The sequence below is a fragment of the Streptomyces sp. 11-1-2 genome, assembly GCF_003595545.1.
In the GTDB taxonomy this organism is placed as follows: Bacteria; Actinomycetota; Actinomycetes; order Streptomycetales; family Streptomycetaceae; genus Streptomyces; species Streptomyces hygroscopicus_B.
Map to the genome: position 1 here is coordinate 7104250 of NZ_CP022545.1, position 13693 is coordinate 7117942.

The 13693-nt window shown below is 68.0% G+C and carries 14 protein-coding genes; 9 read left to right on the forward strand and 5 right to left on the reverse strand.

What is annotated here, in order from left to right:
- Nucleotides 1-35: 35 nt before the first annotated feature.
- From typA to CGL27_RS30570, 6 genes are all read left to right on the forward strand, one after another.
- Entirely contained in the window at nt 36-1931 is a 1896-nt protein-coding gene (typA, locus tag CGL27_RS30545) for a translational GTPase TypA (RefSeq protein WP_119991330.1), read from the forward strand.
- Nucleotides 1932-2444: 513 nt separating this feature from the next.
- Nucleotides 2445-4088: an ABC transporter substrate-binding protein gene (locus tag CGL27_RS30550; protein WP_119991331.1), complete on the forward strand. Its 1644-nt coding sequence runs from the start codon at nt 2445-2447 to the stop codon at nt 4086-4088.
- Nucleotides 4089-4235: 147 nt separating this feature from the next.
- A complete protein-coding gene (locus tag CGL27_RS30555) occupies nt 4236-5162 on the forward strand; it encodes an ABC transporter permease (RefSeq protein WP_059145286.1) in 927 nt (308 codons plus the stop codon).
- Nucleotides 5155-6129: an ABC transporter permease gene (locus CGL27_RS30560; protein WP_078643349.1), complete on the forward strand. Its 975-nt coding sequence runs from the start codon at nt 5155-5157 to the stop codon at nt 6127-6129. Before CGL27_RS30555 ends, CGL27_RS30560 begins: the two co-directional genes overlap by 8 nt.
- Nucleotides 6130-6140: 11 nt before the next feature.
- Nucleotides 6141-7199, forward strand: a complete 1059-nt coding sequence (locus CGL27_RS30565) for an ABC transporter ATP-binding protein (RefSeq protein ID WP_078643350.1) — start codon at nt 6141-6143, stop codon at nt 7197-7199.
- Nucleotides 7192-8349, forward strand: coding sequence for a dipeptide ABC transporter ATP-binding protein (locus tag CGL27_RS30570; protein ID WP_119991332.1), 1158 nt, complete (start codon nt 7192-7194; stop codon nt 8347-8349). The genes CGL27_RS30565 and CGL27_RS30570 overlap by 8 nt, the downstream gene beginning before the upstream one ends.
- Before the next feature lie 81 nt (nt 8350-8430).
- Here CGL27_RS30570 and CGL27_RS30575 read toward each other — a convergent pair whose 3' ends face one another.
- The 3 genes from CGL27_RS30575 to CGL27_RS30585 all read right to left on the reverse strand — a co-directional run bounded on the left by CGL27_RS30575 (nt 8431) and on the right by CGL27_RS30585 (nt 9562).
- Nucleotides 8431-8706 carry a hypothetical protein gene (locus CGL27_RS30575; RefSeq protein WP_119991333.1) on the reverse strand — a complete coding sequence of 92 codons (276 nt, stop codon included), beginning with the start codon at nt 8704-8706 and terminating at the stop codon, nt 8431-8433.
- Entirely contained in the window at nt 8703-9062 is a 360-nt protein-coding gene (locus CGL27_RS30580) for a hypothetical protein (protein WP_119991334.1), read from the reverse strand. The genes CGL27_RS30575 and CGL27_RS30580 overlap by 4 nt, the downstream gene beginning before the upstream one ends.
- Nucleotides 9063-9124: 62 nt before the next feature.
- Nucleotides 9125-9562 (reverse strand): ATP-binding protein, encoded by a 438-nt coding sequence (locus tag CGL27_RS30585; RefSeq protein ID WP_119991335.1) that lies wholly within the window; start codon nt 9560-9562, stop codon nt 9125-9127.
- Between the two features lie 121 nt (nt 9563-9683).
- Here CGL27_RS30585 and CGL27_RS30590 point away from each other — a divergent pair, with 121 nt between their 5' ends.
- The 3 genes from CGL27_RS30590 (at nt 9684) to CGL27_RS30600 (ending at nt 11588) form a co-directional block, all read left to right on the forward strand.
- The gene (locus CGL27_RS30590; RefSeq protein WP_119991336.1) at nt 9684-10568 is read left to right on the forward strand and encodes a helix-turn-helix transcriptional regulator; all 885 of its coding nucleotides are present in this window, start codon (nt 9684-9686) and stop codon (nt 10566-10568) included.
- Between the two features lie 10 nt (nt 10569-10578).
- The gene (locus tag CGL27_RS30595; protein WP_078643358.1) at nt 10579-10779 is read left to right on the forward strand and encodes a DUF397 domain-containing protein; all 201 of its coding nucleotides are present in this window, start codon (nt 10579-10581) and stop codon (nt 10777-10779) included.
- A 272-nt stretch (nt 10780-11051) separates the two neighbouring features.
- Nucleotides 11052-11588: a hypothetical protein gene (locus CGL27_RS30600; protein ID WP_119991337.1), complete on the forward strand. Its 537-nt coding sequence runs from the start codon at nt 11052-11054 to the stop codon at nt 11586-11588.
- Here CGL27_RS30600 and CGL27_RS30605 read toward each other — a convergent pair.
- Both CGL27_RS30605 and CGL27_RS30610 read right to left on the reverse strand, forming a co-directional pair.
- Entirely contained in the window at nt 11578-12615 is a 1038-nt protein-coding gene (locus tag CGL27_RS30605; RefSeq protein ID WP_276147887.1) for a dipeptide ABC transporter ATP-binding protein, read from the reverse strand. The genes CGL27_RS30600 and CGL27_RS30605 overlap by 11 nt on opposite strands.
- Nucleotides 12608-13684 carry an ABC transporter ATP-binding protein gene (locus CGL27_RS30610; RefSeq protein ID WP_119991339.1) on the reverse strand — a complete coding sequence of 359 codons (1077 nt, stop codon included), beginning with the start codon at nt 13682-13684 and terminating at the stop codon, nt 12608-12610. Before CGL27_RS30610 ends, CGL27_RS30605 begins: the two co-directional genes overlap by 8 nt.
- Nucleotides 13685-13693 lie beyond the last annotated feature (9 nt).

The window sequence follows — 13693 nt, forward strand, 5'->3', positions numbered from 1 at the left end:
GCCGCCACCCACGAAACCGGGAGAAGCGCGCTTCTATGCCCACGCGCCACGACATTCGTAACGTCGCCATCGTCGCCCACGTCGACCACGGCAAGACGACCCTCGTCGACGCCATGCTCAAGCAGGCGGGTGCGTTCGCCGCCCACCAGCACGTGGACGACCGGGTCATGGACTCCAACGACCTGGAGCGCGAGAAGGGCATCACCATTCTCGCGAAGAACACCGCCGTGAAGTACCACCCGGCGGGCGGCGGCGACCCCGTCACCATCAACATCATCGACACCCCCGGCCACGCCGACTTCGGCGGTGAGGTCGAGCGCGGTCTGTCCATGGTCGACGCGGTGGTCCTGCTGGTGGACGCCTCCGAGGGCCCGCTGCCGCAGACCCGTTTCGTGCTGCGCAAGGCGCTCCAGGCCAAGCTGCCGGTGATCCTGTGCATCAACAAGACGGACCGCCCGGACTCCCGGATCGACGAGGTCGTCAACGAGGCGTACGACCTCTTCCTGGACCTGGACGCGACCGAGGAGCAGATCGAGTTCCCGATCGTCTACGCCTGCGCCCGTGACGGCGTGGCCTCGCTGACCAAGCCGGAGGACGGCACCGTCCCGGCCGACAGCGACAGCCTCCAGCCGTTCTTCTCCACCCTGCTGGGGACCGTCCCGGCGCCGGAGTACGACGCGGCCGCGCCCCTCCAGGCCCATGTCACCAACCTGGACGCGGACAACTTCCTCGGCCGTATCGCGCTGCTCCGGGTCGAGCAGGGCGAGCTGAAGAAGGGGCAGACGGTCGCGTGGATCAAGCGCGACGGCACCATCTCCAATGTCCGGATCACCGAGCTGATGATGACCGAGGCGCTCACCCGCAAGCCCGCCGAGGTGGCCGGCCCCGGTGACATCTGCGCGGTCGCGGGTATCCCGGACATCATGATCGGCGAGACCCTGGCCGACCCGGAGAACCCGATCGCGCTGCCGCTGATCACCGTCGACGAGCCCGCGATCTCGATGACCATCGGCACCAACACCTCTCCGCTGGTCGGCCGCGGCCCCGGCGGCAAGGGCGCCGACAAGTCGGCCGTGAAGGACCGGAAGGTCACTGCGCGGCTGGTCAAGGACCGGCTCGAGCGCGAGCTGATCGGTAACGTCTCGCTGCGCGTGCTGCCCACCGACCGCCCGGACGCCTGGGAGGTGCAGGGCCGGGGCGAGCTGGCGCTGGCGATCCTGGTGGAGACCATGCGCCGGGAGGGCTTCGAGCTGACCGTCGGCAAGCCGCAGGTGGTCACCCGGGAGATCGACGGCAAGCTCCACGAGCCGATCGAGCGCATCACCATCGATGTGCCCGAGGAGCACATGGGCGCGGTCACCCAGCTCATGGGCACCCGCAAGGGCCGGATGGACAACATGTCCAACCACGGCTCCGGCTGGGTCCGTATGGAGTTCATCGTCCCCTCCCGCGGTCTGATCGGCTTCCGTACCGAGTTCCTGACCGCGACCCGCGGCACCGGTATCGCGCACTCCATCCACGAGGGCCACGAGCCGTGGTTCGGCGAGCTGAAGACCCGCAACAACGGGTCGCTGGTGGCCGACCGCTCGGGCGCGGTGACCGCCTTCGCGATGACCAACCTCCAGGAGCGCGGCGTGCTCTTCACCTCGCCGGGCACCGAGGTGTACGAGGGCATGATCGTCGGCGAGAACTCCCGCTCCGACGACATGGACGTCAACATCACCAAGGAGAAGAAGCTCACCAACATGCGGTCCTCCACCGCTGATGTGACCGAGTCCCTGGTCCCGCCGCGGCTGCTCTCGCTGGAGCAGTCCCTGGAGTTCTGCCGCGACGACGAGTGCGTCGAGGTGACGCCGGAGACGGTGCGGATCCGCAAGCTGGTGCTGGACCAGAAGGAGCGCGCCCGCAGCGCCTCCCGCGCCAAGCGCTGACGCTCACGCCCGGGCGCCGGACACCGGGACCCGCTCCGTGCGCCGATGCGCACTCCGGAGCCGATCACGGAGCGTAGGCGCCCCCCTGTGCGTCAGTGAGCTGCCAACGGCCCGGACCCCCGCTTCCACGGCGGGGGTCCGGGCCGTTGTCATGTCAGGAAGGTGCCAGTCAAGCGGTTATCCGGATCTGGGCGTCCGGGTATCGGAGCCCAGACTCCGCATGATGTGTTAACAGTCCGTTTCGCGTGTGTCTGTCTGGGGCAGTTTTGTCCGGATTTCGAAGCTCCGCGCGTAGATGCTGTGACCAAAGCGAGACCCATAAGGTGTGGTTTAAGGGCCGGACGTGCTCAATCATGGGGTCCATTGAGCTCGGGTCAATGGGTCACACGCTGTGGGGAGCGCGGACCTACGAGCACATCTGGGGGGTTCCGGTCCCTTTCGCTGTCAGGGGTGTCAGCGTGTCTCCGGGCGCCCCCTCTCGTAGTGACAGTGGACTCCTGAGGAGGCAAACCCATGCGCGGTGCGCAGAGCGCCAAGTGGGTCGCGTTGGCAGCAGTTGTGGCGCTGGCCGCAACCGCCTGTGGTGGCGGCGACAGCGACAGCGGCAGCAATGACATGAACAAGGGCTCGGCGGACCCGAACGGGATACTCACCGCCCAGCTGAGCGAGCCGCAGAACCCGCTGCAGCCGGCGAACGCGAAGGAGAGCCAGGGCAGCCGCGTCCTCAAGCAGATCTTCGCCGGGCTGGTGGACTACGAGCCGGGCACCGGCAAGCTGGTGTACGTCAACGCGGAGTCGGTCACCCCCAACAAGGACTCCTCTGTCTGGACCGTCAAGCTCAAGCCGGGCTGGAAGTTCCACAACGGCGAGACCGTGACCGCCAAGTCCTACGTGGACTCGTGGAACTGGTCGGCCAACGTGTCGAACAACCAGACCAACTCCAGTTGGTTCCAGGACATCAAGGGCTACCAGGACGTCCACCCTGACAAGGGCAAGCCCAAGGCCGACAAGATGTCCGGCCTCAAGGTCGTCAACGACAACGAGTTCAAGATCGAGCTCAACAGCTCGGTCTCGTACTTCGCCTACAAGCTGGGCTATGACGTGTGGGCCCCGCTGCCCACCGGGTTCTTCAAGGACCCCAAGGGCTTCGGTGAGAAGCCGGTCGGCAACGGCCCCTACAAGTTCGTCTCCTGGGACCACAAGAAGCTGATCAAGGTCCGGAAGTTCGACGGCTACCAGGGCCCGAACAAGGCCAAGAACGGCGGCATCGACTTCAAGAACTACACCACCGCCGACGCCGCCTACTCGGACATTCGCTCGAACAACCTCGACTGGATCGAGCAGGTCCCGACCACCGCGCTGACCAACTACAAGTCCGACCTCGGCAAGCGCGCGATCGACGAGGAGTACTCGGCGGTCCAGTCGGTCGTCCCGGCCTTCTACACCAAGCAGTTCAAGAACATCGACCCCAAGGTCATCCAGGGTCTGTCCATGGCGATCGACCGTGACACGATCACCAAGACCGTGCTCCACGGCTCCCGCACCCCGGCCGACAGCTATGTCGCCCGCGGCGTGATCGGCTACAAGGCCGGTGCGCTCAAGGAGCAGGTCACCTACGACCCGGCCAAGGCCAAGGCCCTCATCAAGGAGGGCGGCGGTGTCCCGGGCAACAAGATCTCGATCCAGTTCAACGCCGACCAGGACCACAAGCCCTGGGTGGACGCGGTCTGCAACAGCATCCGCAAGGCCACCGGCGTCGACTGCGTCGGCGACTCCAAGCCCGACTTCCAGGCCGACCTGAACGCGCGCGACAAGCACCAGGTCAAGTCGATGTACCGCGGTGGCTGGGTGCTCGACTACCCGGTCAACTCGAACTTCATGAGGGACCTGTACGGCTCCAAGGCGGCCGGTAACACCAGCGGCTACGCCAACAAGGAGTTCGACTCGCTTGCCGCCAAGGCCGACAAGGCCGCCACCCTGGATGAGACCGTCAAGCTCTACCAGCAGGCGGAGCAGGTCCTCGCCAAGGACATGCCGGCGATCCCGCTGTGGTTCTACAAGGTCAACAGCGGCCAGTCCAACAAGGTCCTGGGGAAGATCCCCTACGGCCAGGACGGTGACCCCATCTTCACCGACGTCCAGGTGAAGAAGAAGTAATCATCGGGACCGCCGGCCGGTGCCGCCGCTCCCCCACCGGGGAGCGGCGGCACCGGCCCGCAGGCGTGAGGCCCGCAGCTCATCCCCCCACCCGCGTGGCGCAGACGAGACGTGGCCCCCGCCGCCCCCCAACGGCATGGAGGCATGATGGGGCGCTATGTCGCCAGGCGACTGCTCCAGATGATCCCGGTGTTCATCGGGACTACTCTGATTATTTTCCTCATGGTCCACGTACTGCCCGGTGACCCTATCCGGGCGATGTGGGGAGACAAGGCCGCGGACCCCGCGCAGGTCGCGTCCCTCCGCCATGAGTTCGGGCTGGACCAGCCTCTGTGGAGGCAGTACATCGACTACATGGTCAACCTCTTCCAGGGAGACTTCGGCAAGACCTTCGGCGGTCGCCCGGTCTCCGAGGAGATGGGGATGGCCTTCCCGGTGACCCTCCGCCTCGCGGCGGTGGCCCTCACCATCGAGATCATCGTCGGCATCGGGCTCGGTGCCTGGGCCGGTCTCAAGGCCGGCCGCGCCGTGGACACCGGCGTCCTGATCTTCACGCTGATCGTCATCTCGATGCCGGTCTTCGTCCTCGGCTACCTGGCCCGGTTCATCTTCGCCGACGAGCTCGGCTGGCTGCCACCGAATGTGCAGAACTCGATGGACGTGGAGCAGCTACTGCTGCCCGGCTTCGTCCTCGCGATGCTCTCCATGGCGTATGTGGCCCGGCTGACCCGGACCACGTTCGCCGAGAACCTGCGCGCCGACTACATGCGCACCGCGCTCGCCAAGGGCCTGCCGCGCCGCCGCATCATCGGCGTCCACCTGCTGCGCAACTCGCTGATCCCCGTGATCACCTTCCTCGGCACCGATGTCGGCGCGCTGGTCGGCGGCGCGGTGGTCACCGAGGGCATCTTCAACGTCCAGGGTGTCGGCAATCTGCTGTTCAACGCGCTCGGACGGCGGGAGGGCTCCACGATCGTCGGGGTCGTGACCGTCTTCGTCCTCGTCATCCTGCTGATCAACCTAGTCGTCGACCTGCTGTACGCGGTCCTGGACCCGAGGATCCGGTATGCCTGACATGACCAAATCCCAGTCCGGTACGGCGGTCGACACGGCGGTCGACGCCGTGGCCCCGCCGACCGAGGTGGACACCGCCCCCGCCGGCCCCGCCTCCCAGGGCAAGCCGCGCTCCCTGTGGGGCGACGCCTGGTTCGAGCTGCGCCACCGGCCGCTGTTCTGGGTCTCGGCGGTGCTGCTGGTGCTGCTGCTCAGCATCGCGATGTTCCCCGGTCTCTTCAGCGGCGCCGACCCCAAGGACGGCGACCTGACCAACCACTTCCTGACCAAGCCGGAGCTGACGCACTTCTTCCAGGCCGACTGGTTCGGGTACGACGGGCAGGGCCGTTCCATCTACGCCCGGGTCATCTACGGCACCCGCGCCTCCATCATGGTCGGTGTCGGGGTGACGGCCGTGGTCACCATCTTCGGTGGCCTGCTGGGCATGCTGGCCGGGTACTTCGGCGGCTGGATCGACTCGGTCGTCTCCCGCATCGTCGACATCTTCTTCGGTCTGCCGTTCCTGCTCGGCTCGATGGTCGTGCTGAACGCGTTCACCGAGCGCAAGGTGTACGTGGTGATCGCGGCGCTCGCCTTCCTGGGCTGGACCACCATCGCCCGCGTGATGCGCAGCTCGGTGATCACGGCCAAGCAGGCGGACTACGTCACCGCGGCGCGCGCCCTCGGCGCGGGCACCAACCGGATCCTGTTCCGGCACGTACTGCCCAACGCGCTCGCGCCCACCATCGTGGTCGCGACGATCTCGCTCGGCGCCTACATCTCCGCCGAGGCCACGCTGTCGTACCTGGGTCTCGGCCTCGCCGACCCGACGATCTCGTGGGGCATCGACATCTCGTCGGCCAAGGACGCCATCCGGGACAACCCGCATGTGATGCTGTTCCCGGCCGGAATGCTGAGCCTCACGGTCTTCGCATTCATCACGCTCGGCGACGCGGTCCGCGACGCCCTCGACCCCAAGCTGCGCTGAGGAGGGCGTACGTGACCACCATCGAGAAGACCGCGGACGACGCCGTCCGCGAGGGTGCAGGCGACGACGGCACCCCACTGCTGGAAGTCCGCGATCTGCATGTGGAGTTCCACACCCGGGACGGTGTCGCCAAGGCCGTCAACGGCGTGAACTACAGCGTCGACGCCGGTGAGACGCTCGCCGTCCTCGGCGAGTCCGGCTCCGGCAAGTCGGTGACCGCCCAGGCGATCATGGGCATCCTCGACATGCCGCCCGGGAAGATCCCGCAGGGCCAGATCCTCTTCCGCGGCGAGGACATGCTCACCATGTCGGGGGAGGAGCGCCGGAAGATCCGCGGCCGGAAGATCGCCATGATCTTCCAGGACGCGCTCTCCTCGCTGAACCCGGTGCTCTCCGTCGGCTATCAGCTCGGCGAGATGTTCCGGGTCCACCAGGGCCTGTCCAAGAAGGACGCCAAGGCCAAGGCCATCGAGCTGATGGACCGGGTCCGCATCCCGGCGGCAAAGGAGCGGGTGAGCGACTACCCGCACCAGTTCTCCGGCGGTATGCGCCAGCGCATCATGATCGCCATGGCGCTCGCGCTGGAGCCGGACCTGATCATCGCCGACGAGCCGACCACGGCCCTCGACGTCACCGTCCAGGCCCAGGTGATGGACCTGCTCGCGGAGCTTCAGCGTGAGTACAACATGGGTCTGATCCTGATCACCCATGACCTGGGCGTGGTCGCGGACGTCGCCGACAAGATCGCCGTGATGTACGCGGGACGGATCGTCGAGACCGCCCCCGTGCACGAGCTCTACAAGCGCCCGGCCCACCCCTACACCCGGGGCCTGCTGGACTCCATCCCGCGCCTGGACCGCAAGGGACAGGAGCTCTACGCGATCAAGGGGCTGCCGCCCAACCTGCTCAAGATCCCCTCGGGCTGCGCCTTCAACCCGCGCTGCCCCAAGGCGGAGGACATCTGCCGTACGGACGTCCCCGCGCTGGTGCCGGTCACCGAGCAGGACGGCACGGAGCTGCCGGGCCGCGGCAGCGCGTGCCACTTCTGGAAGGAGACCCTCCATGGCTGACACCGAGAAGAACGAGGCGGCCATGGAACCGGCCGTGGACGCCACCCCCAACGTCACGGAGGTGGAGACGGTCGACGCCGCCACCGAGGACGAGGCGGTCGCGGCCATCGAGGCCAAGGTCGACCGCGGCGAGCCGATCCTCCAGGTGCGCAATCTGGTCAAGCACTTCCCGCTGACCCAGGGCATCCTCTTCAAGCGGCAGATCGGCGCGGTCAAGGCGGTCGACGGCATCTCCTTCGACCTCTACCAGGGCGAGACGCTCGGCATCGTGGGCGAGTCCGGCTGTGGCAAGTCCACCGTCGCCAAGCTGCTGATGACCCTGGAGACCGCCACCGCGGGCGAGGTCTTCTACAAGGGCCAGGACATCACCAGGCTGTCGGGCCGCGCGCTGCGGGCCGTCCGCCGCAACATCCAGATGGTGTTCCAGGACCCGTACACCTCGCTCAACCCGCGTATGACGGTGGGCGACATCATCGGGGAGCCCTTCGAGATCCACCCCGAGGTGGCTCCCAAGGGCGACCGGCGCCGCAAGGTCCAGGAACTGCTGGACGTCGTGGGCCTCAACCCCGAGTACATCAACCGCTATCCGCACCAGTTCTCCGGCGGCCAGCGCCAGCGCATCGGCATCGCGCGCGGGCTCGCCCTCAACCCGGAGATCATCATCTGCGACGAGCCGGTCTCCGCGCTCGACGTCTCCGTCCAGGCACAGGTCATCAACCTGATGGAGGGCCTGCAGGACGAGTTCAACCTGTCCTACATCTTCATCGCCCACGACCTGTCCATCGTCCGGCACATCTCCGACCGGGTCGGCGTGATGTACCTGGGCAAGATGGCCGAGATCGGCTCCGACACCGAGATCTACGACCACCCGACGCACCCCTACACCCAGGCGCTGCTGTCGGCCGTCCCGGTCCCGGACCCGGAGTCGCGCGAGGGCCGCGAACGCATCATCCTCACCGGCGACGTCCCCTCCCCGGCCAACCCGCCCTCCGGCTGCCGCTTCCGCACCCGCTGCTGGAAGGCCGAGGACAAGTGCGCCAAGGAGATCCCGCTCCTGGCCATCCCGGAGCGCTTCGCCGGATCGGACTCGCCCGCGGCACACGAGTCGGCGTGCCACTTCGCGGAGGAGAAGGACGTGGTCCACGCCTAGCGCTGCCGCGCGGGCCCGCTGTTGAACGACGAGGGCCGCCCGGACCGTGATCACCACGGTCCGGGCGGCCCTCGCCGTCGTTCAGACCTCGTCCGACTCGGGCCAATGCTGTACCCGGACGACGAAGACGGTGGTGAAGCGACGATGCTCCTGATACCAGACGATCAGTCGGCCCTCTGCATGGTCGAGTAAGTTCGAAACCCCGGACTCATGAATCGGTGGGTCGCCGACGTACTTGACGGCAGCGGCGTCGGCCAGCCGTTGGGCGAGTCGCTCCACATCGTTCTTGATCTGCGGATTCAGACCGCCGACCACGTTCTCGGCATCGGGAAGGTACTCCCAGGTCCAGTCGCTCACCCCGCTACCTCACGGCGCGCGGTGTCCAACAGCACCCCGATCTGTGCAGAGGCCCGCCGGGCGTCCTCGATGCTGGGTGCATCGGCGACGGCCGCTTCCAACTCGTGGAGTCGTCGAGCCCGGTCCGGGTGGCGCCGCAGAGCAACGAAGACCCCCCAGCGGTGGAGGAAAGTGTGCATGGGGACGGTGCTGTCCGTCTGCACCGCCTCCTGCCAGGCGCTGTGGAATTCCTCCTCGAATCGGACGGCCGCGCTGAGGTCGAGGGAGCGCACAGCGACCCGCAGAGCCTGCTCGGTCAGCGGCGGCATGGGGAACAGCGGCTCGTCGTGGGAGTCCTCTATGGGCTGTGTGCTCACGGCGCTGTCTCCTCCGGTATGCCGTAGGTCGTCCACGTAGGGTGATCGCTGGAGGCCAATGTTCATCCAGTTTGCCCCATCGCGGGTGGCTGCGGGGTCAGCGTGAACCATACGGCTTTGCCGGTGACGCCCGCGTCCTTGTCGGTGTAGTCGTGCACGCCCCAGGTGTCGGAGCACGACTCGACGAGCGTGAGCCCGCGCCCGCTCTCGTCCTCGACGTTCGCCGTCACCGGCTGCGGCAACCCGCAGCCGGAGTCCCATACGGTGACCCGGAAGTCGGGTGGCATCGGCTCCCAGTCCATGCTGACGTACGCATCGGTGGTGGTGTTCCGGTACGCGTTGGTGACCAACTCCGACACGAGCAGTTCGGCCCTGTCGACGATGCAGTCGAGCCGCGCCGCCTTGAGGATGTGGCGGATGGTGGCCCGTACGACGCTCACGGCGCGTGGGTCGTGGGGGATGAACAGGCCGTAGGACCAGGGCTCTTCGGGCATGCGCATGGGGCAGCCTCCGGTTGAGTGCCTATTGTGACTGGCGCCATACGTAAGGTAGCCAACGGGGTTGTGAATCCACAACCTCGTTGGCTGGGGCATACTGCTGAGCGATGTCGAGGAGGGGCGTATGGGGCTGAGGGCAAATCCCACGTATCGTCAGCGCCGGTTCGGCTCGGAGGTGCGCAAGTTGCGCGAAAACGCTGGTCTGAGCGTTGGGGAGAGCGCGGCGGTCATGGGAATGCGGCAGTCGCACATCAGTAACGTCGAGTCCGGCCGGACTGGTCTGTCACCGGAGCGGTTGCGCTCCCTCGCAGTGGCTGGTGGTAGTGAAGACTCGACCTACGTTGACGCCCTGATCGAGATGGGGCAGGCGTCGGGCAAGGGGTGGTGGACGGAGTACCGGGAGCGGGTGCGGCCGTCACTGCTGGACGTCGCCGAGTTGGAGGCTGGTGCCCGTGCGTTCCACTGCTACGAGCCCATGTTCGTACCCGGGTTGCTGCAGACTCCCGAGTACGCGGCGGCCATCCACCGTGCTGGATACGTCCGCACCTCCCGGCAAGAGGATGACCTGGCCATCGAATTCCGGCTTAAGCGCCAGCAGGTATTGCTCGGCGAGCGCGCTCCCCGGCTCCACGCGGTCGTCCACGAAGCGGCCCTTCGCGCGACGTTGAACAGCCCTCGCCTCATGCGGGGTCAGTTGCTGCGACTGATCGAGCTGTCGCGTCTGCCGAACGTCACCCTGCAGGTCATGCCGTTCGACGGGCCGGTGGCGTTCGGCACGTCCTTCGAGCTGATCCAGCCCGAGGTATGGGAACTGAGCACAGTGGTCGTGGGACACGTGGAGAAGTCGCTCTACCTGGGTGACCGTAGCGATCTCGTTCGATACGGCGATGCCTTCGCTAAGGTGTGCGAAGTGGCGTTGCCTCCCGTGGACGCAACGGTTTCACCGGAGGCGCATGACGCCAAGGACTCGTTGGGCCTCATCCAGCGACTCCTGTATCCCCTGCTCTAGGAGGGCGCTGATGTCTCACCTCAGGTGGCGCAAGTCGAGCTTCAGCGAGGGACATTCCGACACGTGTGTCGAACTCGCCGCCGACTCCGTCGGCACCCCACACCTCCGCGAGAGCGACGACCCGGAGGTCGTCATATCCACCACCCCGGCCGCGCTCCGCGCGTTCCTGCGGGCAGCGAGGGCGGGGGAGTTCGACCGCATCGAAGGGTGATGTGCCCCCTCCCGACCCCCTTCCGGAAGTGCTTGATCTAACGCAACTATTTAGTCAAACGTTTTTCAAGGGGGGTACCCCACCCCCCCGCCAAGCTGGAGGTGGTCCGGCAGTCCGGCAACGGCCTCGGCCCCGAGCACGGGCGCCGCCACCGGCGCTCACTCCCGGCGGCCGGCGCTCGGCGACGGCGCCCCGCTCCCCACCTGCCGACCCATGCTCAAATGCGCCGAAGGCGCGAGACGGCGTCGCGCCGCACCTCGTAGGGTCGTGGCATGACTGCCCCTCACTCTCCGCTCTATCAGGCGTACTACACCCGCATGCCCTGGCAGCTCTTCTCGGGCGTCGGCTGGAAGCGGCTGGTGGCCTTCCGGGCCGATGAGTCGGGCGTAACCCTGGGCGGCCCCGTGACGTGCTACCGCCGGTTCACCGCCGTCGTGCCGTGGTGGGACATCGAAGCCGTCGTTCTGTGGTCCACGAAAAAGACCATGGAGAGGCCGATACGGCGGATAGGTCTGAAGTTGCGGCCGGGCGTGCCGGACCCCCCCGGCCCCAACCATGGGCTCACCCCGCAGCTCAGCGCGGGTATCGCGCCGCATATCGAGCACGAGGTCGTCAGGAACAGCCGGTTCATCGCCTTGTGGAAGGTGGACCACACCCGGCTCTCCACCGCCATGCAGGCGTTCGCGCCCCAAGTTCAGTTGCGTGTCCACCCGGTGCACCGGCTGCGCCCGGGGCAGGGCGGCGAGCCGGGGTACGGCGGCGGGCCGGGGTACGGGTCCGGCGGGAGCATATTCGACATCATGCCCTGACCCCCACGCGCTCCTCCGCGAAGTGGCACGCCGAAGCATGGGCCGCCGGGCCCGCCAGGCCCGTCGGCACCGCCAGCACCGGCACCTCCGCCGCGCAGCGCTCCTGCGCCTTCCAGCAGCGGGTGCGGAAGCGGCAGCCGGAGGGCGGGTTGGCCGGGGAGGGGACGTCGCCGGGGAGCAGGATGCGGGTCCGGCGGGTGCGGGCCCCGGGGTCGGGCACCGGGACGGCGGACAGCAGGGCCTGGGTGTACGGATGCGTGGGGTGGTCGTAGATCTCGGGGCCCGTTCCCATTTCGGCGAAGCGGCCCAGGTACATCACGGCGACCCGGTCGGCGATGTGCCGGACCACCGACAGATCGTGGGCGATGAAGACGTACGCCAGGCCGAACTCGTCCTGCAACCGCTCCATCAGATTGACCACCTGCGCCTGCACCGACACGTCCAGCGCCGAGACCGGCTCGTCCGCGACGATGACCTCCGGCCGCAGCGCCAGGCCCCGGGCGATGCCGATGCGCTGGCGCTGGCCGCCGGAGAACTGGTGGGGATAGCGATTGGTGTGCTCGGGGCTGAGGCCCACGACCTCCAGCAGCTCCTGGACCGCCCGCCGCCGGTCGCCCTTGGGGGCCACCTCGGGGTGGATCTCGAAGGGCTCGCCGATGATGTCGCCCACCGTCATACGCGGGTTGAGCGAGGTGTACGGGTCCTGGAAGACCATCTGGATGTTGCGGCGGACGGCCCGCAGCGCGCGGCCCGAGAGACGCGTGATGTCCTCGCCCCGGTAGTGGATCGTCCCGGCGGTCGGCCGTTCCAGGCTGACCAGCAGCCGGGCGACGGTGGACTTACCGCAGCCGGACTCGCCGACGATGCCGAGCGTCTCCCCGCGCCGCAGGGCGAAGGAGACCGTGTCGACCGCCCGGACGGCGCCGACCCGTCGCTTGAACACCACGCCCTGGGTCAGGGGATAGAGCTTGGCCAGGTCGCGGACCTCCAGGACCGGCCCGTCGGGATCGGACATGCGCTCAGGCATGCAGCTCCTCCTTCCAGAAGTGGCAGGCGCTGGTCCGCCCGCCGGACGCGGGGGACGCCGGGGACGCACCCCCCGGGGTCGCGCCCGCCGGAGACGTCCCCGCCGGGTACGCACCCGCCGTCACCACCTCGTACAGCGGCGGCCGTTCGACGCGGCAGACCTCCTGGGCGCGCGGGCAGCGTGGGTGGAAGGGGCAGCCGGAGGGCATGGCGAGGGGGCTGGGCGGCGCTCCCTTGATCGCGTAGAGCTCCCCGCCCCGGTGGCCTCGCTCGCCCCGCTGGTCCACGCGCGGCACGGAGTCCAGCAGTCCGCGTGTATACGGATGGGCGGGGCGGCGGTAGAGGTCGCGCACCGGTGCGGTCTCCACGATCCGGCCCGCGTACATCACGGCGATGGTGTCGGCCACGTCCGCGACCACGCCCAGGTCATGGGTGATGAGGACGAGCCCCATGGCGTACTCCCGGCGCAACTCCGCGAGCAGGTCCATGACCTGGGCCTGGACGGTGACGTCCAGGGCCGTGGTCGGCTCGTCGGCGATGATCAGCTCCGGCTCCAGCGCCATCGCCATGGCGATCATGATGCGCTGGCGCATCCCCCCGGAGAACTGATGCGGATAGTCCCCGGACCGCTGCCCCGCCGCCGGGATGCGGACCCGGTCCATCAGCTCGACCGCCCGCCGCCGGGCGTCTTTGCGGGACATCCCCCGGTGCACTTCGTACATCTCGGCGAGCTGGGCGCCCACGGGGATCACCGGGTTGAGGGCGGAGAGTGCGTCCTGGAAGATCATCGCCATCGCGGCGCCCCGGATCCGGCGGCGCTCCCGCGCGCCCATCGTCAGCAGATCCCGCCCCCGGAACAGCACTTGGCCGCCGGTGACCCGGCCGGGCGGGGAGTCGAGGATGCCCATGACGGCCTGGGCGGTCACGGACTTGCCGGACCCGGACTCGCCCAGCACGGCGAGGGTGCGGCCCGCGTCCAGGCCGTAGCTCACCCCGCCGACGGCCTCGGCGACCCCGTCCCGGGTGCGGAATTCCACGCGGAGGTCGCGTACCTCCAGCAGGTGGGTCACGGCAGCTCA